General features: G+C 34.6%; 24 protein-coding genes. 14 read left to right on the top strand and 10 right to left on the bottom strand.

Going from position 1 to position 25,630, the window contains the following annotated elements:
• Positions 1-62: 62 nt before the first annotated feature.
• The 4 genes from BK577_RS17565 to BK577_RS17550 form a co-directional block, all read right to left on the bottom strand.
• Positions 63-1,352, bottom strand: coding sequence for a coiled-coil domain-containing protein (locus tag BK577_RS17565; RefSeq protein WP_078434157.1), 1,290 nt, complete (start codon positions 1,350-1,352; stop codon positions 63-65).
• Positions 1,353-1,393: 41 nt separating this feature from the next.
• On the bottom strand, positions 1,394-1,684 hold the full coding sequence (locus tag BK577_RS17560) for a hypothetical protein (protein WP_078434156.1): 291 nt from the start codon (positions 1,682-1,684) through the stop codon (positions 1,394-1,396).
• A 12-nt stretch (positions 1,685-1,696) separates the two neighbouring features.
• Positions 1,697-2,251, bottom strand: coding sequence for a hypothetical protein (locus BK577_RS17555; protein ID WP_078434155.1), 555 nt, complete (start codon positions 2,249-2,251; stop codon positions 1,697-1,699).
• A gap of 63 nt (positions 2,252-2,314) precedes the next feature.
• A complete protein-coding gene (locus BK577_RS17550; RefSeq protein ID WP_078434154.1) occupies positions 2,315-2,947 on the bottom strand; it encodes a BMQ_0737 family morphogenetic spore coat protein in 633 nt (210 codons plus the stop codon).
• A gap of 147 nt (positions 2,948-3,094) precedes the next feature.
• Between BK577_RS17550 and BK577_RS17545 the strand changes: the two genes are divergently transcribed.
• Entirely contained in the window at positions 3,095-3,958 is an 864-nt protein-coding gene (locus BK577_RS17545) for a hypothetical protein (protein ID WP_078434153.1), read from the top strand.
• Positions 3,945-4,352 carry a M67 family metallopeptidase gene (locus tag BK577_RS17540; RefSeq protein WP_078434152.1) on the top strand — a complete coding sequence of 136 codons (408 nt, stop codon included), beginning with the start codon at positions 3,945-3,947 and terminating at the stop codon, positions 4,350-4,352. Before BK577_RS17545 ends, BK577_RS17540 begins: the two co-directional genes overlap by 14 nt.
• A 318-nt stretch (positions 4,353-4,670) precedes the next feature.
• On the opposite strand, the gene BK577_RS17535 is transcribed toward BK577_RS17540, so the two are convergent.
• Complete coding sequence (locus BK577_RS17535) at positions 4,671-5,051, bottom strand: coiled-coil domain-containing protein (protein ID WP_078434151.1); 381 nt, start codon at positions 5,049-5,051, stop codon at positions 4,671-4,673.
• Positions 5,052-5,618: 567 nt separating this feature from the next.
• Between BK577_RS17535 and katA the strand changes: the two genes are divergently transcribed.
• Positions 5,619-7,073: a catalase KatA gene (katA, locus tag BK577_RS17530; RefSeq protein WP_078434150.1), complete on the top strand. Its 1,455-nt coding sequence runs from the start codon at positions 5,619-5,621 to the stop codon at positions 7,071-7,073.
• Between the two features lie 94 nt (positions 7,074-7,167).
• Here the strand turns inward: katA and BK577_RS17525 are convergent, their stop codons facing one another.
• The 5 genes from BK577_RS17525 to BK577_RS17505 form a co-directional block, all read right to left on the bottom strand.
• Positions 7,168-7,674 carry an acyl-CoA thioesterase gene (locus tag BK577_RS17525; protein ID WP_078434149.1) on the bottom strand — a complete coding sequence of 169 codons (507 nt, stop codon included), beginning with the start codon at positions 7,672-7,674 and terminating at the stop codon, positions 7,168-7,170.
• 155 nt (positions 7,675-7,829) lie between these two features.
• Positions 7,830-8,651: an ammonia-dependent NAD(+) synthetase gene (gene nadE, locus BK577_RS17520; RefSeq protein WP_078434148.1), complete on the bottom strand. Its 822-nt coding sequence runs from the start codon at positions 8,649-8,651 to the stop codon at positions 7,830-7,832.
• A gap of 25 nt (positions 8,652-8,676) precedes the next feature.
• Positions 8,677-10,158, bottom strand: coding sequence for a nicotinate phosphoribosyltransferase (locus BK577_RS17515; RefSeq protein WP_078434147.1), 1,482 nt, complete (start codon positions 10,156-10,158; stop codon positions 8,677-8,679).
• Positions 10,159-10,264: 106 nt separating this feature from the next.
• The gene (locus tag BK577_RS17510) at positions 10,265-10,813 is read right to left on the bottom strand and encodes a cysteine hydrolase family protein (RefSeq protein WP_078434146.1); all 549 of its coding nucleotides are present in this window, start codon (positions 10,811-10,813) and stop codon (positions 10,265-10,267) included.
• A gap of 233 nt (positions 10,814-11,046) precedes the next feature.
• Positions 11,047-11,766 carry a 3-ketoacyl-ACP reductase gene (locus BK577_RS17505; RefSeq protein WP_078434145.1) on the bottom strand — a complete coding sequence of 240 codons (720 nt, stop codon included), beginning with the start codon at positions 11,764-11,766 and terminating at the stop codon, positions 11,047-11,049.
• A 197-nt stretch (positions 11,767-11,963) separates the two neighbouring features.
• On the opposite strand from BK577_RS17505, the gene BK577_RS17500 reads away from it, so the two are divergent.
• The 11 genes from BK577_RS17500 (at position 11,964) to BK577_RS17450 (ending at position 25,628) form a co-directional block, all read left to right on the top strand.
• Positions 11,964-12,671: a response regulator transcription factor gene (locus BK577_RS17500; protein WP_078434144.1), complete on the top strand. Its 708-nt coding sequence runs from the start codon at positions 11,964-11,966 to the stop codon at positions 12,669-12,671.
• Positions 12,668-14,008: a sensor histidine kinase gene (locus BK577_RS17495; RefSeq protein ID WP_078434143.1), complete on the top strand. Its 1,341-nt coding sequence runs from the start codon at positions 12,668-12,670 to the stop codon at positions 14,006-14,008. The genes BK577_RS17500 and BK577_RS17495 overlap by 4 nt, the downstream gene beginning before the upstream one ends.
• An 89-nt stretch (positions 14,009-14,097) precedes the next feature.
• On the top strand, positions 14,098-14,817 hold the full coding sequence (locus BK577_RS17490) for a PepSY domain-containing protein (RefSeq protein ID WP_078434142.1): 720 nt from the start codon (positions 14,098-14,100) through the stop codon (positions 14,815-14,817).
• Positions 14,818-14,928: 111 nt separating this feature from the next.
• The gene (locus BK577_RS17485; RefSeq protein WP_078434141.1) at positions 14,929-15,456 is read left to right on the top strand and encodes a PepSY domain-containing protein; all 528 of its coding nucleotides are present in this window, start codon (positions 14,929-14,931) and stop codon (positions 15,454-15,456) included.
• Between the two features lie 323 nt (positions 15,457-15,779).
• Complete coding sequence (gene glnA, locus BK577_RS17480) at positions 15,780-17,144, top strand: type I glutamate--ammonia ligase (RefSeq protein WP_078434140.1); 1,365 nt, start codon at positions 15,780-15,782, stop codon at positions 17,142-17,144.
• A gap of 250 nt (positions 17,145-17,394) precedes the next feature.
• Positions 17,395-18,240: an SDR family oxidoreductase gene (locus BK577_RS17475; RefSeq protein WP_078434139.1), complete on the top strand. Its 846-nt coding sequence runs from the start codon at positions 17,395-17,397 to the stop codon at positions 18,238-18,240.
• 265 nt (positions 18,241-18,505) lie between these two features.
• Positions 18,506-19,837, top strand: coding sequence for a xylose isomerase (gene xylA / locus BK577_RS17470; protein WP_078434138.1), 1,332 nt, complete (start codon positions 18,506-18,508; stop codon positions 19,835-19,837).
• 110 nt (positions 19,838-19,947) lie between these two features.
• On the top strand, positions 19,948-21,999 hold the full coding sequence (locus BK577_RS17465) for an alpha-glucuronidase family glycosyl hydrolase (protein WP_078435303.1): 2,052 nt from the start codon (positions 19,948-19,950) through the stop codon (positions 21,997-21,999).
• A gap of 95 nt (positions 22,000-22,094) precedes the next feature.
• Entirely contained in the window at positions 22,095-23,255 is a 1,161-nt protein-coding gene (locus tag BK577_RS17460) for a Gfo/Idh/MocA family protein (RefSeq protein ID WP_078434137.1), read from the top strand.
• A gap of 24 nt (positions 23,256-23,279) precedes the next feature.
• Positions 23,280-24,374, top strand: coding sequence for a Gfo/Idh/MocA family protein (locus BK577_RS17455; protein WP_078434136.1), 1,095 nt, complete (start codon positions 23,280-23,282; stop codon positions 24,372-24,374).
• A gap of 291 nt (positions 24,375-24,665) precedes the next feature.
• Positions 24,666-25,628, top strand: a complete 963-nt coding sequence (locus BK577_RS17450) for an ABC transporter permease (protein WP_078434135.1) — start codon at positions 24,666-24,668, stop codon at positions 25,626-25,628.
• Positions 25,629-25,630 lie beyond the last annotated feature (2 nt).

Below are 25,630 nucleotides of genomic sequence, written 5' to 3'. Positions count from 1 at the left end.
AGCTATCTTCTAACATACAGATGTACGGTTAAACATCACTACATAAGGTAGTATTAAATTTTTTAAAAATGTTGATCTTCGTTCTTATCTGTTTCCATTTTCATTAGTTCCTCAGTTACTTCTTGAACGTTTCTTTCAAGATTGTCCAGGGTTACAATTTGTGTGTCTAATTTTATCTCATAGTCAATCGATTCATTTATTAAGTTTTTTATTTGCTTTTCAATTTGTAATAAGACCATCGTGTCATCGTTTGCAGATGTAATGAACTCAAATTTTGGTAAAAATGAATCAATATCTTGTTGAACCTTCTCAATCTGCTCATTTATTTTAGAGTGGCCAGATTTAAATGCATATATTTCATTTGAAATCGAGTGTAAGATAGTTTTCATATCGTTAAGTTCATGTTTATCTTTATTCGTTTCGATTAGTGTTTGAAGTATTTGTTCATTTCCTTTTTTTAATTGGTAAATTTGTTCCTGTAATTGTTCCCCGTTTGTTCTCACCTGGAGTTTATCTTCATTTAGTTTCGTAATGATGTTTTTAAGAAAATCACATTCGTTATTCTTTTGAAGTATTTCTTTATCTTTTATATTAATTAACTCCTCATATTGTTGACGATCTAATTTAGTTGAGTCAATTTGTTCCTTAAGTTGATTAATTTCTCCAGCTTGTTTTTCAATAGAGATTTCTTTTGTTTCTATCTCTGTTTTTAGCTTCATTTTCTCATTATTCACAGCATTCGTTAAGTCTAATAATTTTTGTTCGATTTCTGTTTTCTCTATATTGATGTTTTCATTCTGTAATAATGCTTCTTCGTAATTCGCACGATACTCTCTTAATTCTTGTGAGATTTTTTGATTTCCCTTTTGTAGATTAGTATATTTTAATTCTATTTCATTTACTATTTCTTGTTTTTTTACTATTTCTTGTTTTTTTACTATTTCATTTTTTAGAGAATATAGCTCTGCTTTTAATTTATTGTTTATAGCTTCTAATTTAGATTTATTTTCTATTAAATAAGAGATTTCTTTGTTCTTTTCTACGTCTTGTTCTATCAATGTCTCTATTTCTTTCTTTAATCTTGTAGAAGTTTGGATATATTCAAATTCTAGTTGTTTATTTTTACCCACTTGCAATTGGTAGCTATTTTGTAATTCTTCAATTTTTTTCTTAGTTATATCTAATTGCAATGATATTGAGTTTTTTTCTTCGAGAAGGTTCGCATTCGCATGCTTTAGTTTTCTTAATTGCGAATAATGATAGTTGTTTTCATAGTCTTCCACTTGTGCTTTATACCTACTAAGTTCTGATTTCATATGAATAAGCTTTTGCTGAAGCATAGTGTTTTCCACTGTTATCACTCCCATTTGACTTCAAATACAAAAGGAACTATTTAGGTATTTGTCTTAAGTATTTTGATAATTTCTTCAAACTTGTCTTCGGTCTTATCGATCATCTTCTCAAATTGTTCAATAATTTCATCAGAAATAATCATATCTTTAGTTGCTGTACTCATATCTTTTGAGGATATACGAGTATTAAATAAGTATAGAATAAGTAGTAATAGGGTATTTCCTTCTATATGAATGGAACTGTTGTCGTTTTTTTTAAGATTGGTTAATTCCTGGACAATGCTTTTAGCTAATTCGTCTATCAATTTTTCATTTTCCTCATTAAACACCATCAAATCCCTCCATTAACTATTTCCGCTAATACTAATAGAATTTATGGCAGGTATACCTTCCTTAAATTCATCGCTATAGGAAAATCCTAATATATTTCCTGTATAGGACTTTGAGGGAAGCCATTTTAGTTGGAAGTTTTGAAAAGAAATCATTTGAGAAGGATTAATGTTATTTTTATTGATGGGCTTTAGAAAGTACACATCTTTATCTGATGATTTGTTTAGCCGTTCCCAGCCGTCCGTTATATTTGAATTTTGTTGCTTCGCGCTAATGATTTTGCCTGACAATTGAAAAGGGTGGCTTTGGCTAAATTGTAAACAAATATAAGGGTTTGTAATTTGTTTCTGTCCAATGTTATGGATAATATATGAACCGATAATTAAATTCTCATCGTCCAAACGATGTGAAATATTTACCGAATATGTAAAATAGCTAATTAATTGAACATTATTATTATCCTCTCTTGATTCATTAATTAATTTTTTTATTTCATTTAAGTAATTTATTGTCTTATGTTCGTGTTCCTTCACCATTTCTTGAAGTTTTAACAAGTTGTTTTGTTTCATGAATGGCACTCCTTCAGTAAAAATAGAGAGAGGATCATCTCCTCTCTCTATCCATATGCACAATTATTCCCCGTCATCACCATTATCAGGGAATAGTACCGGACATTGTGGCGGCATTGTAGGTGTCGGGCAAGCTGGTGTTGGTAGAATGTCTCTAGGTTGACAGAAGTCAGCAACAATCTCAAGTGTTACAGGGAAAGTTGACTGAATGCTTTGACATGTACGGACTGTTACAAGAGCATCGAATGTATCTGTAAGAAAATCACATTCAAATGAGCAAATAAAGCTGTCTAATTCACTATACGTAACTTCAATGTCTGTACCTTCTGGTGCACATAAAACAACTTGTTCACAGCGTGCGAAATCAAACGAAGCGACCTCAGTACCAGTTGCAGTTGGGAAGAAGAATGTTACAGTGAAGTTCTTTCGAATTGTGACCAATTGAAGAGTGACTAACGCTCCATCAATTACAAATTCTCTATCTTCACGATTTAGAACTTCGACTGGACCAGGTGTAACTTCAACTGTAACGGGACCTGTAATTTCATCACATGTTAAGGGGTCCTCACCAACAATAGGAAGAGTTTCATCAGTAAATGTTAAATCAAATGTTGCCTCATTTAGAATCCAGTCATATACCTTTGTCGTGTTAATGCAAAGGAGCTCCTGTCCTCCTGTTAAATTTTTTGCTTGCATATTGCAAACACCTCCGAATTAAGATAATTTCTATACATTTGTAGCATATGAATAGTAGTAAAATTGGTTCTTAATAGAAGGATCAAAATGTAAAATTGTGTTAATGTCTCAAGGGAAAATGACTATATCTAAAGGGGGGATAAAAATTTGGATAGATTCGAAGAGAAAATTAACAGTATTGAAAATTTAAAACAAAAGCTATCTATTTTTAAACAAACATTAGAAACAGCCCAATCAGGAAATGTCGCCAATGACTACCTATCTATGAAGTTTGAGCATCAATCTATAACAGGACAAATGTTAAAGATAGAAGAAAAATTAAGAAAAGCTGTTGAACAGTATAACAGTCAAACAAAAGAATTGATGGAAAATGTTAAAACTCTTTCTGAGAAAATGAATAAATTGGATCATACAATCACTGATTTACAAAAGTGTATGGAGACATTGGTAAATAAGGATCAAGATGAGATAATTCGAGGTATAAAAGAGGTAATTAATAATGAAATTGGTAAGCAATTAATGGATTCATCCACAGTTGATCAGATAAAAGAAGAATTGTCAGAATTAAAGGTAATAATAAATAGTAATAAAGGAAATAAGAAAGAAATTCTACATCCCAATAGCTACCAACAATTAAGAAACATCATTCATACTTCAATTTCTTCTAAAAATCTTTATCCTAAAGTTACCGAACTAATTAGCAATGATATTGCAAATTTTTATCATGGTGTTTCTAAAAAGACACAAAAAGCAAGTTTTTTACCACCTACAGGTCCAAAGAGAATAGAATTGAGGAACAAATATAAAGACGAAGCAAAGGATGTATCTAAAAATAAAGCGCTAGGAAACTCAATTGTAGCTTCAGAACATACAAATAACCTTACATTCAAACCGACTTCAAATATGAACAACGACTCGAGCATTCAAGAAATCCAACAACAAAAAGAACTGGGTGGCCGTGAAGAGTCAAATCCCTCAGTGCATAGAGGTAAAGACCTTGAAAAAAAATAACTTAACATTTCCTCGATATGTATTTGAAGAAATGATACAACACTGCAAAACGGAACTTCCAAATGAAGCATGCGGTATAGTTTCAGGAGTGAATGGTGAAGTTACTTCTGTATGGAGATTGAAAAATGAATCTAAATCTGAAAAACGTTATTTTGTTGGAAAGGAAAGCGTTCAAAAAACATTTAATAAAATATTTCATAAGGGAGAAATTGTACTAGGTATCTATCATTCACACCCAAAAACATCCCCTATCCCTTCTAAGTTTGATTTAATTAATCATCCATATCAAGACGTGAAAATGATTATTGTCTCATTTAAGAAAGTAAATCCAGTTACAAAATGTTATGTAATAGAAAATCGAAGTTCTACTGAATCAATATTAATTGTCAATTAGTCCAATCCATAAAGATTAACACTGTTTATAATATATAGAAAAGAATTTTATGGAGGGATACTTTTGGGTAATTATCGTAAGAGTGAGGGCAGCCAGGACAATAATAGTAAACCTATAATCATAAATAGAAAAAAAGGAAATGTGAAGAGAACTGCTTCTAAGACCAAAGGTGTTATAAGAGGAGGCTGTTGTTTTAAGAGAATTAAATAATGATGTAATTGTATTACAATTGATATTTAAATATGTGTTCTTATGTTTAATGAAAACAAAAAATAGGGTGTAATTCACCCTATTGTAACTAATGCTTTTATTTTAGATTTAGAAGCCACCATCATCTGGAGTGAAAGGTAGACTGAATTTAGTTTCTACTGCACGTAACCTTTGGTTAAGACGGTTTAGTCTTCGAGTATGTTGTTCAACTCTATTATTAACACGATTGACTTGTTCATTTAAGCGGGTTATTTCACGGTTCATCCTGCGATTTTCTTCATTTAATCTTTTTATTTCATTATTAAGCCTGGTTAGCTCTTTAGTTTGACGATCAGATTGACGCTCAAGCGATGTTATCCTCCTCTCAAGGTTCGGTTGACGTTGATCTGAATTATGGTAAAGCATATAAGAGAGAGGATTTGACAAATGATTTCCATAATAGAATTTTGATACAGGCTCATTTTTATAAACATAGGGGTATGAATACATGTTTCACAAACACTCCTTATTGATTTCTTTCATATCACCAACCAGAAAGAAATAAGTAATCTTTATAAAGGTATGTAGGTTATTGTGGGAGTGCAACAGCAAATGCCCATATTTAAAAATGTTAAATCTTCTGTTGTTAAACAAGGTTGAAAAGATTGGTATGAATTTTCAGACATTTTAATATTTGAAGAATTAGACTTGTATTTATGGAGTGAAAGGTAATTGTTTTTTATTTTTATTGTAATAACTATTTAAAAAATACAATAACATTATTATGTAAACTTAAATATTCGTTATAAACTTAATACTACATAACATTAGATAAATTTGTAAAAGTAATTGATAATTGATAAATATTAATTGATTATAAACAGAATAAATTATAGTTGTCATATTTCAATCCTTATCAAAATAATATAGAGAAGTTAAGTGTTTCAGGCGTGTTTTAATAATAGATTAAATATAATTTTAACTATTAAATTATAATTATTATAAAAAAGTATTGATTTTTAATTGAGACATGTTATTATAGATTCATAGACAAACAAAATATGAGGTGATTCTTAAATGACTAATAACAGACTAACTACAAGCTGGGGTGCTCCAGTAGGGGACAACCAGAACTCAATTACAGCAGGAAATCGTGGCCCAACATTATTGCAAGATGTACACCTTTTAGAAAAGCTTGCACATTTTAACAGAGAACGTGTTCCTGAGCGTGTGGTTCATGCGAAAGGCGCAGGTGCACATGGTTATTTTGAAGTAACGAATGATGTGACAAAATACACGAAAGCAAATCTTTTCTCTGAAGTAGGAAAACGTACACCATTATTTATTCGTTTTTCAACAGTTGCAGGTGAAAATGGTTCAGCTGATACAGTCCGCGACCCACGTGGATTTGCGGTTAAGTTTTATACTGAAGAAGGGAACTATGATATCGTAGGTAACAATACGCCGGTATTCTTTATTCGTGATGCGATTAAATTCCCTGATTTCATTCATACTCAGAAACGTGATCCACAAACACACTTAAAAAATCCTAACGCGGTATGGGATTTCTGGTCATTATCTCCAGAGTCTTTACATCAAGTAACAATCTTAATGTCTGATCGTGGAATTCCTGCGACATTACGACATATGCATGGATTTGGTAGTCATACGTTTAAGTGGACAAATGCAGAAGGTGATGGAGTGTGGATTAAATATCACTTCAAAACAGAACAAGGTGTTAAAAACATATCTCCTGAAGTGGCAGCACAAATTGCTGGTGAAAATCCAGATTATCATACAGAAGACTTATTTAACGCAATTGAAAAAGGCGATTTCCCTGCATGGAAATTATATGTGCAGATTATGCCTTTAGAAGATGCGAATACTTATAAATGGGATCCATTCGATGTTACAAAAGTTTGGTCTCAAAAAGATTATCCATTAATTGAAGTTGGCCGTATGGTGTTAGATCGTAACCCTGAAAACTATTTTGCGGAGGTTGAGCAAGCAACATTCTCACCTGGTACATTAGTTCCTGGTATTGATGTATCACCAGATAAAATGCTTCAAGGACGTCTGTTCGCTTATCATGATGCACACCGTTACCGTGTTGGGGCTAACCATCAGGCACTACCGATTAACCGTGCGAAAAATGAAGTGAAGAACTACCAACGTGATGGCCAAATGCGCTTTGATGATAATGGTGGAAAATCAGTATACTATGAGCCAAACAGCTTAGGTGGTCCAACTGAAACACCAGAAAACAAACAAGCAGCATATCCGGTATCAGGAGTAGCTGAAAGTGTAGCATATGATCATAATGATCACTACACGCAAGCAGGTGACTTATATCGCCTTATGACTGAAGAGCAACGCGCACACTTAGTGTCTAATATTGTTGCTGCAATGAAACCAGTTGAAAGAGACGATATTAAATTACGTCAAATTGGACATTTCTACAAAGCAGATCCGGAATACGGAACTCGTATAGCTGAAGGCTTAGGTTTAGCTGTTCCAGCTGAAGTAAAATAATTATTTAAACTAATTTTCAATTCTCAAACTATTCTCAATTATTCTCATGTTAAAATGCATCCAACAATTGGATGCATTTTTTTTGACTTACCATCTATAACGTCACTACATTAGCGAAAGCTTCACTATGCTCACGGCGTTCTTTTCGGACGTTTCTACGCTGTTTTGCTGTATTAAATAGCATTACTTCTTCATCTGATTCCGGAATGACTCTTGGAACTTGTTGGGGTTTGCCTTGATCATTTAGTGCTACAAAAGTTAAAAAGGATGTAGCTGCAAGCTTTCGTTCACCTGTTTTTAAATCTTCAGCAATTACTTTAACAAAAACCTCCATAGATGAACGGCCAACAGACGATACATACGATTTTAAACTAACAGAGTCACTTTGGCGGATAGGAATTAAGAAATCAACAGAGTCTGTCGAGGCTGTTACAACCTCACATCTTGAATGCATGGCTGCTGAAATCGAGGCAACATCATCGATATAGCTCATTAATTTACCACCAAATAATGTATTATGGTTATTTGTATCTAATGGAAATACTCTACTTGTCTTAATAACTAGGGACTCTTTACATGTTTTTTCTTCAATATTTGTCATCGTGTTCTCTCCTGACGTAACTTGATGGGATCATATAAACATTATTGGCTCTTTTCTTAACATCGTCAATTTATTTGTTTTACATTCTAACATTGTCTTTTAAAATGAAAATACTCAAGAGACACTGCATCTTGAGTATTTTTGTATGGTCTTGTTTATTTTTTCCACCATTCATCAAACATAGAGGCCGGTACTTCGCGCTTATGTTGTGAAATCAGGTAGCGTTTTTCGATTTTTTCAGCTACTTCGGCGTCGACTTGTTTTCCTTCCAGGAAGTCATCTAATTGGTCATATGTAATACCAAGCTCTGTTTCGTCTGCCTGCAGGGGAGTGTTGTCCAGTAGATCAGCAGTTGGTATTTTGAGATATAAGCGTTCTGGCGCATCTAATTCTTGTAGCAGACGTTTACCTTGACGCTTTGTTAGTCCTGTAAGTGGTAACAAGTCTGCACCACCGTCACCATATTTTGTGAAAAATCCTGTAACTGCCTCTGCAGCATGATCTGTACCAATAACTAACAAGCCTTTCTGGCCGCCAATCGCATATTGAGTAATCATTCTTGTTCGTGCTTTTACATTACCTTTGTTAAAGTCTGAGAGCGGTTCGCCCATTGATTTTTCATAGTCATTGGCAAATGCATCGACACTATTAGATATGTCAAAAGCAACACTTTTGTCTGGATTAATAAATGAAAGGGCTAATTGTGCATCATCTTCATCCTTTTGAACACCATATGGAAGTCTTACAGCCGTAAATGTTGCTTGATATCCTTCACTGCGTAATTCTTCAACTGCTATTTGAGCCAAACGTCCAGCCAAAGTAGAGTCTTGGCCGCCACTAATGCCAAGAACAAAGCCTCTAGCACCTGTTGTTTTTAAGTATTCTTTTAGAAACGTTACACGTGCTTTGATTTCTTCCTTTGGATTTATCGTTTCTTTTACATGTAGTTCACTCATAATTCTTTTTTGTAAACTCATTTTTACGCCTCCAATTGAAGTTATTTTAGGATTTCCTATTGTTTTTGATCATTTCTGATACTTTTTCTCTTACTTCTTCGATGTTTCTCATTTTGTTTTCCCAGCATTCCTGACTTAAGTCAACCGGGTATTCCTCCGGATGTAGGGCACGTTTATATTCATCCCATAATAACTCTAAGTTCGCCCTTGTGTAATTTTGCATATCCTGCAGGGTAGGAGAGTCATATACAAGTGATCCGTTTTCAAAAATAAGATGATGTAATTCTTTGGCTTCAAAGTTTGTAACGAATTTACTTACAAACGTATGAATAGGGTGGAACATTTTTAATTTTTCTTCACTTTCAGGATCTTCGTGCTCTAAAGTAATATAGTCACCCTCAGATTTATGGTTTAACGTATTAATGATTCGATAAACCTTTTTTAACCCTGGTGTTGATACTTTTTCAGGATTTCCACTAATTTTGATCGTATCAATCATTTCACCGTTTTCATCTTCGATTGATGCCAGCTTATAGACAGCTCCGAGTGCAGGTTGATCAAAAGCAGTGATCAGTTTTGTTCCAATACCCCAAATGTCAATTTTGGCACCTTGTGATTTTAGGTTGATAATGGTGGATTCATCCAGATCATTTGAAGCAATGATTTTTGTATCATGAAAACCAGCTTGGTCGAGCATTTTTCTTGCTTCCTTAGATAAGTAAGCAAGATCTCCGCTATCAAGACGGATTCCTTTAAATTCAATTTTATCTCCTAATTCTTTTGCTACTTTAATTGCATTTGGAACACCGGATTTTAACGTATCATATGTATCAACTAGGAACACACATTCTTTGTGACGGCGTGCATACTTATGAAAAGCGACATATTCATCTTTGTATGCTTGAACAAAAGCATGAGCATGTGTACCGGAAACAGGAATATTGAACAGCTTCCCTGCTCTTACATTAGATGTAGCGTGGAATCCGCCGATATATGCTGCTCTCGTTCCCCAAATAGCAGCATCTAATTCGTGTGCGCGGCGAGTACCGAATTCCATAACCGTATCATCACCAACGACTTGCTTAATTCTTGCTGCTTTTGTCGCAATAAGTGTCTGATAATTGACGATATTTAATATGGCTGTTTCAACTAATTGTGCCTCGGCTAAAGGGGCTTCAATTCGGATAATAGGTTCATTTCCAAATACCATTTCCCCTTCTTGTACTGAATAAACATTTCCAGTGAATCGGAGGGTACTTAAGTAATGTAAAAAATCATCTTTATATCCTAATTCTTCACGTAAATATTCAATGTCACTAGTTGAGAATTGAAATTTCTCAAGATATTGGATGATTCTTTCAAGTCCTGCAAAAACACCATAGCCATTTCCAAAAGGCAGTTTTCGAAAAAACACTTCAAATACTGCTTTTCGGTTATGGATGGAATCTTCCCAATACGATTCAGCCATATTAATTTGATAAAGGTCTGTATGTAGAGCTAGACTATCATCTTCGTAATGTGTATTCATTTTTCTCCTCCAAGTTCGTTCAATTTTTCACATAGACCGTAGTGGTCATTATTTAATGAAAAATGGAGGGACCATATGTTCATTAAATATGTATTTAAGTATGATGTTAAATCACTTTAGCATTTAAGCATGAAGAAAAATGTTGCAAAGCCCACTCATGACCTGCTTCATTAAAACTCGCAACAGCGTCTTTATGTATGACAATGGAAAATCCTTTATTGTATGCATCCACAGCAGTATGTAAAACACATATGTCTGTGCAAACACCAACTAGGTGAAGCTCTGTGATACCTCGTTCTTTTAATTTTATTTCTAAATTTGTTCCCGCAAAAGCACTATAACGTGTTTTATCCATCCATTGAACATTGCTTTTTTCTTGGTTGCTTTTGTAGAGATCTTGAAGCTCTCCATATAAATTTCTTCCTTTTGTATCACGGATATTATGTGGTGGAAACAATGCTGTCTCAGGATGGAAATGATCCTCTTTTTCATGAAGATCAATTGCAAACACAACAAACGCATCTTTTTCTATAAATTCTTTTGTAATAGATGAGATTTCCTTTTCGATATCTTGACCTGGTTTCCCACAGGTAAGTGCACCATCTTCTGCAACAAAATCATAGGTGTAATCAATGTTAATTAAAGCTTTTTTCAACACTCATACCTCCTTAATAGTATGAAAAACAATGTGTGATGTAAATAAAAAGCAATGATAAATGAAGTTTCTACATAAAAATATATGGATAATATGTTTAATTTTACACGAACTCTTGATTTTATCAAATATGGAATAATATTCATTTCATGGAGTTATGTTTAAGAAGATTAAAAAAGTAGAAAATATAGGCTGCCCTTTCAATAATCGGACAGCCCATTAATGGATAAGCATTACGGATTTGTTGACCAAAGTCCAGCAGATTTAATAAAGATTCTAGGATGCAGTTTAAGTTGTGCAACCATATACTCTGCAAGATCTTCCGGCTGCATCACTTTTTCCGGATTTCCATCTGTAAGATTTTCTTTATAAGCTAACTCAGTCGCGACAGTACTTGGTGTAAGAGCTGTTACGCGAATATTATGTTTGCGAACTTCCAAGGCAAGCGATTCAGTAAGTCCTAATAAACCGAATTTTGAAGCGCTATAAGCACTCGTTACAGGAGCACCTTTTTGACCTGCGGTTGAAGAGATGTTAATAATATCTCCACCATTTTTGTCAATTAATTGAGGTAATACAGCACGTGTAACATAATAAACACCTATTAAGTTAATGTCGATAATTTTCTTCCACTCCTCTGGTTCAAGTTCAAGGAATTTACCGAATTTCCCGATGCCGGCATTGTTGATAAGAATGTCGACTGGACCTAGAGAAGTTTTTAGTTTTTCAACAGCAGCATTTACTTCTTCTATAGAAGAAACATCAGCAGTAGCATAGGCTGCTTTCACTCCAAGAGCTTCAATTTCCTTCGCTACTTCCACTAAATCTTGTTCTGTTCGTGCTAATAACCCCACATTTACTCCTTCATGAGCAAGGGCAATTGCAGTTGCACGTCCAATTCCTTTCCCGGCTCCAGTAACAAGAGCGACTTTTCCTTTTAAAGATTGCGCCATTTTTTGTGGCCCCTTTCAATATGTAATTTGCGCTCTTATCTTACATATTGCTAAATCGAAAGTCAAAAGAAGTGCTTTAATGATAAAAATTTGCCGATGATTAAACGTTCTAAAATAGAAAATGGCTACTGCTATTTGATATGATGAGGAAGGAACGATATAAGAGAGATAAAATGAAAAGATTAAAGGAGGTTCTAATGAATAAAGAATCAATTTTAATTGTTGAAGATGAAGAGAAAATAGTAAGATTGCTTGAACTGGAGCTAGGCTATGAAGGATACATAATTGAAAAAGCGATGGATGGAGTTACCGCATTGGAAGCGTATCGAAGAGGAAGCTTTGATTTAATTTTATTAGATGTGATGTTACCCGGATTAAGCGGAATTGAGCTTCTTCGCCGAATTAGGGTGAAAGATCCGTATACTCCTGTTATTTTGCTCACGGCGAAAGGATCTGTTGAAGATAAAGTTTCAGGCTTGGATTTAGGAGCGAATGATTATATTACAAAGCCTTTTCAAATGGAGGAACTACTTGCGAGAATTCGCGCTGTGTTGCGAATGAGCTCCAGGCCAGCTCATCAAAATGAACAAATGGATCTTGATGAATGGTTCATTGCCGGAGAATTAAAGGTGAATGAAAAAACACGTGAAGTGCTAAGAGGTGAACATGAAATAGAGTTAACACCTAAGGAATTTGATTTACTTCTATTTCTTCTGAGAAACCAAAGGCAGGTTCTAAACCGTGAGCAAATACTAGAAGCGGTTTGGGGATATGACTATTTTGGTGATACAAATGTTGTTGATGTATATATCCGCTACATACGTAAGAAAATTGACTTTCCATTTGATTATCCTTTAATTCATACAGTACGTGGAGTCGGCTACGTATTAAAGGAAGCAAAATGAAGCTTCGAGATAAAATAAACTTATATACTGCCTTTCTATTTATTTTGCTTATTCTTTTAATGAACACATCGATTTTTATGGTGTTTAACAACATGATGATTGAAAAAGAGCTGGAACAAATAAAAGCGGAAACAGAGAAGATATCAAATGAAGTTAGTAAAGGAATAAAGCAAGTAGATCCTAACCAATTGCTGCGCGCATATGTACCTGTGGATGGAATGATTCATGTATTGTCAGTTGAGGGTAAATCAGTTGCAAAGATTGCTTCGCCTTCTGAAAAAACATTAGATAATATGCAAGGAACATATTTTACAGGGGAAAAAAGCAAAATCATTCAATTTGAGAATAACCAATATGCTTTCGCTTCAAGTCCAATTATTTGGACAGATGGTAGTATTGTAAATTTGCAAGTAACAAAAAGCATAACTACAACAAATGAGATTCTATCTGTTTTAAGAATTGTTTTAGTTGCAACCACTATTATTTCTGTTATTCCTGTTCTTTTATCAACTCATTTCTTAAGCAATTTAATCACCCGACCGATCAAAACAATGACTGAAACAATGAAGGATATACAGGAAAGTGGACAATTCAAAAAAATTCAACTCGAAGAAAAATCAAGGGATGAGCTTGTGGAGATGGGAATTACCTTCAACAAAATGATCGATCTTTTGCAAACGAACTTCAAAAAGCAGGAGCAATTTGTATCAAATGCATCACATGAACTGAAAACTCCTTTAACGATTATTGAAAGCTATGCAGATTTAATGAAGAGAAGAGGGAAACAACGTCCTGAAGTAATGGATGAGTCAATTGAGGCCATTCATTCTGAGGCTGTTAGAATGAGTGACATGATCGAACAGCTCCTTCTATTGGCTAAACATGATGAAAAATGGAATATCGATAAAAAAGAAGTAAATATTACAGAGCTAGTGAAGGAATCATCGAAAATATTTCAAAATGCATATCACAGAACAGTGGAAGTAAATACCGATGAAGTGATTAATACAGTAACAGATTCCCAGAAGTTAAAGCAATTGCTTTTTATTTTTCTAGATAATGCGAGAAAGTATAGTGAAGAGAAGATTTCTATTTATATAGAGAAAAACGGGGAGAGGCCAAGTATCCGAATTGCAGACAGAGGGATTGGTATTCCTGAAAATGATCTACCTAAAATTTATGATCGTTTTTATCGGGTTGATAAAGCTCGAACCAGAAAGCAAGGAGGAAGTGGGTTAGGACTCTCAATGGCCAAGGAAATCGCAGAAGCTTTAAATATTCACATCCAAGTCGAAAGTGTCGAAGGAATAGGAACAACTGTAACACTAACCTTTTAGAAAAAGAACTCGAAAAGCCTGTTCTTCCTTCTCAGTAAATTCTCATGTTTCTATCTTATACTAAACCTTATAAAAAATGGAGGTGACATATGAATAGAAAGAAATGGTTCATGACTATAGGAAGTATTGCCATTGTCGGAGTGGTTCTTCTTGCTACAGTTCAACTATGGGGTCAGACATCAGAAGCTCAAGCTTTAACAGAAGGAGAAGCGAAAGAAAGGGCATTAGAAAAATATACGGGTGAAATTATTGAAACAACGAAAAAAGATAACGAATATCATTTTGTCTTGAAAGCAGAAACAGGAACATATCTTATTGTCATTCATGCAACGAGTGGAGATGTTGTTTCTATCACACAACAAGAAAAAAATAGTGAACAAAAACCTGATAAAAATAATGATAATCTTTTAAAGGAAGATGCAGTGAAAGCCAAAATTTCATCACAGGGTACGCTCAAATCAATTGAACTAATTCAATCTGAGTCATCGTCTTATTATCAGGCCATTGTGCAAAGAGAAAATGAAGAACACACACTAACCATCGATCCTTATACAGGAGAAGTTACAAATTCAACGAAAACCTCTTCAAGACTTTTATCAGAAAAAGAAGCCATACATTTGGCTTTGGATGAAGTTAACGGCGAAGTAGATGATGTTGACTTTATTGAAAGTAGCGGTCAAACACCTTACTATTTAATTGAAATTGAAACCGATGATGATCGAGAAGCAACTATTCAAATAGATGCCTATAAAAAACAGGCGATTACCGTTACTTGGGAAGATCAGGAAGATGATGAAGACGATTCTTAAGAAATCTTAGAGTTTTCTCATCAATTTTTAATCTTCCTTTCCCTTTCCTCTCATATAGGTTGGTTAAAGTTAAGTATGTAAGAAACAAAACAACCAAGGAGGAATAAAGAAATGAAGAAATTGATGACAATCTCATTAGCAGCGGTAGTCGTATTAGGTGGTGCAGTGGCTATTAATAACAGCTACGCACAAGAAAATAATGAAACAATAGGGATCGATAAAGCAAAAGAGGCAGCCTTAAAGAAGGTTGATGGAGTTGTTGAAAGTGTGGAACTGGAAAATCAGAACGGTCAGCCTGTTTATGAAGTAGAAATTGACAAAGATCAAAAGGATTATGAATTATACATTGATGCAACAACAGCTAAAATTAACAGAGTCGATGAAAAAGTCGATGACGACAATGATGATGATGTCAATTCAAAAAACGTATCAAATAAAGCAATAATTACAGAAAAGGAAGCAATTGAAATAGCAAAAACAAAAATTGATGGCGAACTTCATGAAATTGAATTAGATGAAGATGATGGCAGATACGTATATGATATGGAGTTTAAAACTTCCTCAGGAGAAGCGGAAATAACGATTGATGCTGAAACAAAAGAGATTCTGGAGTTTGAACTTGATGATCAGGATGATTAATTATAACGATTAGAAGAACCTTGGTTTTGAGAGGTTCTTTTTTTGTTCAGAAAAGATATGACTTTAATAATTTGAGTGAAATGCAAAGATATAAAAGTCACTGTATAAATATTAGTGGAATCCTCTAATTTCTCTTACAGATATTTGCTAATGAATGATATATGTAGCAATCTATCTAAAAGTGAGATGGATGTAACCGTTTTCTATAAAAATATTATAAAAATACAGAAAATTTAACGGAAAAACACTTGTCAAATTTACAATCTTTAAATATAATAAACTCATGTTATAAAAAACGACGTAGAAATGAGAGGTTATCTAACATGAGTGAAGCGGTTATTTCAAAAGGTAAAAATGATACGGAAATTCTTGCACAAATTAAAGAAATTATCAGCTCTAAAAGTGTAGAGCTTATCCATCTACAATTTGTAGATATAGAGGGTATTTTAAAAAGCGTGACTGTTACTGTAGAGCAATTCGATGATGTTGTTGCAGGGAAACAAATGTTTGACGGTTCTTCTGTAAAAGGTTTCTCTCCAATTAACAAGTCAGATCTATACTTACAACCTGATCTTACAACATTTGCAGTATTACCTTGGTCTGTTGAAGAAGGATATTCTGAAGCGCGTTTCCTTTGTTCAGCTGTGAACCCTGATGGAACTCTTTTCGAGGGTGATACTCGTAATGTTTTAAAAAAGACAGTAGAGCGTGCAGCTGATAAAGGTTACACAATCTCAGTTGGTCCGGAATTAGAGTTCTTCTTATTCAAAACAGATGCAGACGGAAACCCAACTCAACAATTAGATGATAATGGCGGTTATTTTGAGCCATCACCAAAAGACTTAGGTGAACGTGTACGATTAGAAATTTACCGAGCATTAAAAGCGATGGGCTTCACAATCGAAGCTTCTCATCATGAAGTTGCTGAAGGTCAACACGAAATTAACTTTAAATATGCTGACGCTTTAGGTGCAGCAGATTTATCTACTACTTATAAGTGGGTTGTTAAAACAATTGCCCAAAAATTCGGCTTACATGCTACATTTATGCCAAAACCAGTTTTCGGAATCAACGGTTCTGGTATGCACGTAAATATGTCATTCTTTAAAGATGGGGAAAATGCATTTTATAATGAAGCAGATGAATTACAATTATCTGATGAAGCTTATTCATTCATCGCAGGTTTAGTAGAAAATGCGAAAAACATTGTTGCTGTAACAAATCCATTAGTAAACTCTTATAAGCGTTTAGTTCCTGGATATGAAGCACCTTGCTATATCGCATGGTCTGCATCAAACCGTTCAGCACTAATTCGTATTCCAGCTAAAAAAGGTATGGCAACTCGTGTTGAGCTTCGTTGTCCAGATCCATCTGCAAATCCATACCTAACATTTGCGATTATCGCATCTGCTGGTCTTGAAGGGATTGAAAAAGGCTTAAAAGCTCCAGCTTCTATTAATGAAGATATCTTCCACATGACAGAAGAGCGTCGCGAAGAACTTGGAATTGAAAATCTTCCAGGAAGCCTTGAAAAATCAATTGCTGAATTCCAAAATGGTGAAATCGGCCGCAAAACATTAGGTGAGCACGTATATGGCGAATACGTATCTGCTAAAAAAGCAGAATGGGATAGCTATCGTACAGCAGTACATTCATGGGAAATTGATAACTATCAATCTAAATTCTAATTCTAATTTTCAAAAACAGGTGAATCTTCTCACCTGTTTTTCTTATATAATCATTAATATAGTTTTTTCTTTCTTTTTTTAATTTTATAACTTTTTCTATTGGAAAATTGAAAAAGTTCACATATACTTAGGTTAATGGTTAAACAAAGAGATGCATTATGAATAATCTGGAAAATGGTTTGTATGATTAAAAATGTAAGCGTTAAACATTACATAATATGAACTTTAACTTTTAAAAGGAGTAGAAAATATGTTACCAATATATGAAGATTTAAAAGGTAAAGTAGCAGTTATTACAGGTGGCGGAGGAGTTCTTTGCGGTCGTATGGCTATTGAATTAGCTCGACAAGGAATGAAGGTCGCTATTTTAAACCGTACATACGAAAAAGGTTTGGCAGTTGTGAATGAAATTATTCAAGCTGGTGGAGATGCACTAGCTATCGAGTGTGACGTACTTAATATTGAAAGTGTAAAAAAAGCAGAGCAAAAGATCTTTGAAGTATACGGTGACTACCATGTATTAATAAATGGTGCCGGAGGAAATCATCCGAAGGGGGTAACAACGAAGGAAATCTTTGAGATGTCAGATTTAGAAAATAAAGATATTACGACTTTCTTTGACCTTACGACAGAAGGTTTTCAGTCTGTTTTTAATCTGAATATTATCGGCACATTAATTCCGACTCAAGTATTTACGAAGAGAATGATTGAAACAAAAGGAACGATCATCAATATTTCATCAATGAGTGCACCAAGCCCTATGACAAAGGTACCTGCATATAGTGCAGCAAAATCCGGAATTGAGAATTTCACAAAATGGCTTGCGGTCCATATGGCTGAGACAGGTATTCGTGTAAATGCAATTGCACCAGGATTTTTCTTAACGAAACAAAATGAAAAATTATTGAAAAACGAGGATGGCAGCTATACTGACCGAACGAAAAAAATTCTAGCACACACTCCTATGAAAAGACTGGGAGATCCAGATGACTTATTAGGTACATTATTATGGTTAATCGATGAGAACTCAAGTAAATTCGTTACAGGAATAAGTGTACCGGTTGATGGTGGATTTATGGCTTATTCAGGTGTCTAACATACGTGTAGTTCTATGATTTTAGCGAAATTCCAGACATGTATTGTAGATAATTGACGAGGATTGAAAAAAAATAAAAAAACTTAGTTTATTCAATAGACAAACTAACTTAGAGGTGTTATTATATTGGTGTAAGGAACAAAAGAATAAAACTTATATTAAAAGACAACCAAAAAGCTAATTGTTGTATGTTAATGCTCTATTATTGAAAGCGTTAACAGTAGTTTGGGAGTTTTTAAGTTTAGTTAATCGGGAGGCAAAAAACATGGCTTATTTTGAAAACGTTAACCAAATTAAATATGAAGGACCTGGTTCTGCAAACCCTCTAGCTTTTAAATACTATAATCCTGAGGAAGTCATTAACGGAAAGAAAATGGAGGATTTACTCCGCTTTTCAGTTGCATACTGGCATACATTTACTGCTGACGGTTCCGATCCGTTCGGTGTTGGAACAGCTGTTCGCCCATGGAATCACTTGCAAGGCTTAGATTTAGCAAAAGCTCGTGTTGAAGCTGCATTTGAATTTTTCGAAAAGCTAAATGTACCATTCTTCTGCTTCCATGATGTAGATATTGCACCAGAAGGAGCAACATTAGCTGAATCAAATAAAAATCAAGATATTATTGTTGCGATGATTAAAGAATATATGAAAACAAGCAAAACGAAGCTACTCTGGAATACAGCGAACATGTTTACAAACCCACGTTATGTTCATGGGGCTGCTACTTCTAACAATGCTGATGTTTACGCTTACTCAGCGGCAAAGGTGAAAAAAGCGCTTGAAGTTGGAAAAGAGCTAGGTGCGGAAAACTATGTATTCTGGGGTGGTCGTGAAGGCTATGAAACACTTCTTAATACAAACATGGGCTTAGAATTAGATAACCTTGCACGTTTCTTCCATATGGCAGTTGACTATGCTAAAGAAATCGGTTTTGATGCACCATTCCTAATTGAACCAAAACCAAAAGAACCTACTAAACACCAATATGATTTTGATGTTGCGACTGGATTAGCTTTCTTGCAAAAATATGATCTTACAGACCATTTTAAATTTAATATTGAAGCAAACCACGCTACACTTGCAGGTCATACGTTCGAACACGAATTACGTGTTGCACGCGAAAACAATATGCTGGGATCTGTTGATGCAAACCAAGGTGATACACTACTTGGCTGGGATACGGATGAATTCCCGACAGATTTATATTCTACAACATTAGCAATGTATGAGATTCTCAAAAATGATGGCTTAGGAAAAGGCGGATTAAACTTCGATGCAAAAGTAAGAAGAGGATCATTTGAAGCTGAAGATCTTTTCCATGCACATATTGCCGGAATGGACACATTTGCAATCGGTACAAAAGTTGCGAACAAATTAATCCAAGATAAAGTTCTTGATAACTTTATTGAAGAAAGATATAGCAGTTATACACAAGGAATTGGACTAGAGATTGTTGAAGGAAAAACAAACCTTCGCAAGCTTGAAGAATATGCTCTACAATTAACAGAAATTAAAAATGCTTCAGGTAGACAAGAGCGTTTAAAAGCAACGGTAAACCAATACATTATTGAAACATTGGCAAATGTAACGGTTTAAATTCTTTTTATAAAAAGGAGGATGACTCTGTCTGTAGAGTCATCCTAAATTAAAAGGAAAGGGGTAATCCTTTGAACAATTCCACTAATATCCAAATCAAAGAACAAACTTTGGAAGCAGCGTATCATTGTTGGCTGCAATATAATAAGCTTGACAGCTCAATAAAAGAACATTATCAGACATATTGCGAAACTCTCATCTTTTTAGATCATTCACAAATCATTCAGGCAGCTAAAGAAGAGCTGGTACAAGGTATTACTTCGATGATACACCCTCCATCAGTACATGCAGTCCCACTAGAAAAACCATCAATTGTTTTAGCAACTTATGAAAATAACCAATTAAAAGATTATGGTATTAATACAACAGTTTTAGATCATTTACAAGAAGACAGCTACCTTATTCAAACGATTACATACAAAAACCATCATACAATCGCGATAATTGGAAAACAGGATAAAGGTGTGTTATATGGAGCATTTCATCTCTTAAGACTTATGCAAATGCGAGAAAACCTTAATGAATTAGCCATTATAGAAAATCCGTCTAACCAAATTCGAATGATTAATCATTGGGATAATATGGACGGTAGTATTGAGCGGGGATATTCTGGAGATTCCATTTTCTATAAAGACTATGAATTTATACATGATATAAAAAGAATCAAAGACTATGCTAGATTGTTATCTTCAGTCGGAATTAACAGTTTATCCATTAATAATGTAAACGTGCACAAAGTGGAGACTAATCTTATTACAAAAGAAATGCTACCAAGCGTTGCAGAAATTGCTGATATTATGAGATGTTATGGTATTACAACATATTTAAGTGTTAATTATGCAAGTACAATGGAAATTGGTAATCTTCCAACTGCAGATCCTTTGGATAAAGATGTACAGCAATGGTGGATCGAGAAAACAAAAGAGATTTATCAACATATACCTGATTTTGGCGGGTTTATTGTGAAAGCGGATTCAGAACATCGTCCCGGGCCTTTTACATATAATCGTACACATGCAGATGGGGCAAATATGCTGGCTAAAGCACTTGAGCCGTTTGGTGGACTTGTTTTCTGGAGATGTTTTGTTTACAACTGTCTTCAAGATTGGCGTGATCGAAAAACAGATCGTGCAAGAGCGGCATATGATCATTTTAAACCATTAGACGGAGAGTTTATGGATAATGTTATTCTCCAGATTAAAAATGGTCCAATGGATTTCCAAGTAAGAGAACCTGTTTCCCCTTTATTTGGTGCCCTGCAGAACACAAACCATGTACTTGAATTTCAAGTGGCACAAGAATATACGGGACAACAAAAAGATTTATGCTTCCTTGTTCCACAATGGAAGGAAGTTTTGGACTTTGACACGCACGCAAAGGGAGAAGGAACCACGATCAAATCGATTGTAGATGGATCACAGTTTGACCTAACATATAGTGGTATCACAGCTGTATCTAATATTGGAAATGATATGAACTGGACAGGAAATACACTTGCTCAAGCAAACTTTTTTGGCTATGGCCGTTTAATTTGGAATACCGACTTAACATCAGAGGAAATTGCGAATGAGTGGGTTCGTATTACATTTGGTCATGATGATGAAGTTGTTTCAACTATTACGAAAATGCTTCTTCATTCTTGGGAGATTTATGAGAATTATACGGCACCGCTTGGGGTTGGCTGGATGATTAATCCGGGTCATCACTATGGACCTAATATTGAAGGGTATGAATACTCATTGTGGGGAACGTATCATTTTTCAGATTGCTTTGGTACAGGAGTGAATCGAACGATAAAAGACGGAACTGGATATACTTCACAATATTATCCTGAAAACGCCAGTCTATATGATTCAATTGAAACGTGTCCGGATAATTTATTATTATTTTTCCATCATGTCCCTTATCGTCATCAATTAAAATCGGGTAAGACGGTTATTCAACATATTTACGATACACACTTTTTAGGGGTTGAACAGGTTCAGGATATGATTCAAAAGTGGAAACAGCTTGAGCAAAACATAGATTCCTATCGGTATAAAAATGTATTAGATCGATTTAACATGCAATTAGAAAATGCAATTGAGTGGAGAGATCGTATCAATACGTATTTCTTTAGACATTCCGGTATCCAGGATGAACATAGTCGCCTTATTTACTAATATTTTGAAATGACATAACATTTTTTTATAAGTTCACTACCATACTAGTATTACTAGGATATTATTAATCTTCTATTCGGAAAGGAAATGGTCCCTTGATTAATATAGCCATTATCGGTGCCGGTGGAATAGCTTCTGCCCATGTTAAAGCGTATGATACTTTATCGGAAAAATGTAAAATCGTTGCATTAGCAGATATCTACCCAGACAAAGCGAGGACACTTGCAGAAACTTTCTCTTTAAAATGTAAAATTGTTAGCGATTACAGTGAATTATTGGATGATCCAACAATTGATGCTGTTTCAATATGTACACCACCTTTTACTCATAGAAATCTAGCTGTTGACTTTCTTCGAGCGGGTAAACATGTTTTGGTTGAAAAACCAATGGCTTCCTCATTAAAAGAATGTGACGACATGATTATGGCAGCTAAGGAAAGCAATAGACTACTATCTGTTGTTGCTCAAAATCGTTTTATGAATCCAATTATGAATTTAAGTCATGTACTGAACCAGAAATTAATTGGGAAAATAGCTCATGCACAAATTGATTCCTATTGGTGGAGAGGTCATAGTTACTATGATTTATGGTGGAGAGGCACTTGGGAAAAAGAAGGTGGAGGCTGTACGTTAAATCATGCTGTTCATCATATTGATATGTTGCAATGGATGATGGGAATGCCGAAAGAAATCGTAGCTATTTCTTCAAATACATTACATGATAATGCAGAGGTTGAAGATCTGTCGGTTGCCATTTTACAGTATGAAGATGGAGGATTAGCACAAGTGACGAGTTCTGTTGTCCATCATGGTGAAGAACAGCAGCTTATTTTTCAAGGGGAAAAAGCAAGAGTTTCTGTTCCATGGAAGGTGAAAGCGCAAAAGGCTCGAGCGAATGGATTTCCATACGAAGAAAGTGATACTGACATCGAAACGAAGATTCAACAATTTTGGGATGAATGTCCATTACTTGAACATGAAGGCCACACTGGACAAATTAATCAGTTCTTAGAAGCCATCAATGGCCAAGAGTGTTTACTTGTTGATGGTATTCAAGGACGTAATACATTAGAACTCATTACAGCCATTTACAAGTCTGCAAATGAAGGTGTTCGCGTAACATTACCTCTTTCAGTAGATGATCCTTTTTATACACGTGAAGGAATACTTGCACATGTTAAACGTTTTTATGAGAAAACAACGAGCATTGAAAATTTCTCTGATACAAAAATTACAACAGGTGGTAAATACGAGTAAATAAAGCGAGTCAAGGAGGATATTATGCAAACACATGATGGCATGAATTATGCGCCAATAGGTAAATATGAACCTGTTGTTCAAGAAGGTGAATTTGCTTTTGCTGCTATTGGACTTGATCATGGACACATTTATGGAATGTGTAATGGATTAATAGAGGCTGGTGCTGAATTAAAATGGGTGTATGACCCTGATAAAAAAAAGGTGGACAGATTTTGTGGAATTTTTCCAAACGTGAAGGTTGCTGTATCTGAGGAAGAAGTTCTTCAGGACCCTTCTGTTCAGTTAGTTGCCGGTGCAGCCATTACATCTAAACGATGTGAATTAGGTTTGAGAACCATGAATGCAGGTAAGCACTATTTTACTGACAAAGCACCCTTTACAACATTAAGTCAATTACAAGCTGCCAAAGATAAAGTGAAAGAAACTGGACTCATTTGGGCTGTCTATTATAGTGAACGTCTTCATAATGAAAGTGCCATTTTTGCAGGGCAGCTTATTGAGCAAGGTGCAATTGGAGATGTTGTTCAAGTGATGGGCACAGGTCCACATCGTACTAATCCAGATCATCGACCGGATTGGTTCTTCAAAAAAGAATTTTATGGCGGAATTTTATGTGACATCGGAAGTCATCAAATTGAACAGTTTTTATTTTATACAGGAGCTAAAGACGCAAGAGTGGTCCATAGTAAAGTAGGAAACTACAAACATTCAAAATATCCTGAGCTTGAAGATTTTGGGGATGCTAATTTAATTGCTGATAATGGAGCAACAGGTTATTTCCGGGTTGATTGGTTAACTCCGACCGGTCTAAGTACTTGGGGAGATGGAAGAACACTCATCTTAGGTACAGAAGGCTATATAGAATTAAGAAAATATGTTGATATTGCAAGAGAAAAAAGCGGTAGTCACTTGTATCTAGTCAATGAAGTTGGTGAAAAACATTTTAATGTAAATGGAAAAGTGGGATTTCCATATTTCGGTTCACATATTTTAGACTGCTTAAATGGAACGGAGAATGCGATGACTCAAGAGCATACATTTAAAGCTGCTGAGTTATGCTTACTTGCACAGCTTAACGCGATAAATATCTCAAATGAAGAAGAAATGCAAATCTAGTATTTAAGTAGTAGAAAAAATTAATATAACCAAATGGATGGGGCAGGACAGTAATATAATATTGTTTTTTTTACAGAATGTCGCATAAAACACCTGCTCCACTAATTTTATTGCTCATATAAACATTTCGGTTGTAAATTTATCCTATTTCATATTACTACCATACTAGTATTATTAATATTCATTTGTAATCAAACAGAAACATATAAAACTCTCGAATTGTTTGTAAGCGCTTCAAAGATATGTTGTTTTTGTTCTTAATTATTTTGTGAAAAGAGTGGGGGGATTAATATGGCAGAAATTAAAGTCGAAACAGGTGGGGAATCAAATATTGTAATCAAAAGAAGTAAACTAGCTTTTTTGGGAACTATCATACGAAGGGATTGGCAGCTGTACTCATTGCTAGTTCTACCCATCATTTACTTAATCATATTTAAATATGGACCTATGTTTGGGAATATTATTGCATTTAGACGATTTATGCCTGGAGGTAAAATTTACGGGGAATCTTGGGTAGGCCTACATTATTTTAAGATGTTTATCAATGATCCAACATTTTGGAATGTGTTTAAAAACACCCTAATGCTTGGTGGATTAACACTTATTATTTGTTTTCCGATGCCGATCATTTTTGCCTTATTGCTTAATGAAATTAAAGCGAAAAAATTCAAGAAGTTTGTTCAAACGGCATCATATTTACCTCACTTTTTATCAATCGTTATTGTAGCAGGAATGATTCTGCAATTAACAGCAGTTAATGGGACTATCAATTCGATTGTGGAATTTTTCACGGGTGAAAAGATTAACTTTATTCAACAAGCAGAATGGTTCAGAACCATTTATGTAACTTCAGAGATATGGCAAACGATGGGATGGGGAGCAATTTTGTACTTAGCAGCACTAACAACAATAGATGAATCATTGTATGAGGCTGCCAAAATAGATGGTGCAAATCGCTGGAAACAAACTCTTCATATCACAATACCAGGAATTCTTCCAACAATTGTTGTTTTACTAATTCTAAATATCGGGAGTTTCTTGGCAGTAGGCTTTGAAAAAATCTTACTTTTATATAACCCATTAACTTATCAAACATCAGATGTTATCTCAACATATTTATATCGAGTTGGTTTGGAATCTAGTAATTTTAGTTATGCAACTGCGATCGGGTTATTTGAATCTATTATAGGCTTGGTCTTAGTATTATCAGCTAATGGAATTTCTAGAAAATTAACTGAAAGAAGCTTGTGGTAGGG

This window comes from Metabacillus halosaccharovorans (assembly GCF_002019635.1).
Lineage (GTDB): Bacteria > Bacillota > Bacilli > Bacillales > Bacillaceae > Metabacillus > Metabacillus halosaccharovorans.
This window is presented reverse-complemented; position numbering and strand designations above follow the sequence as displayed.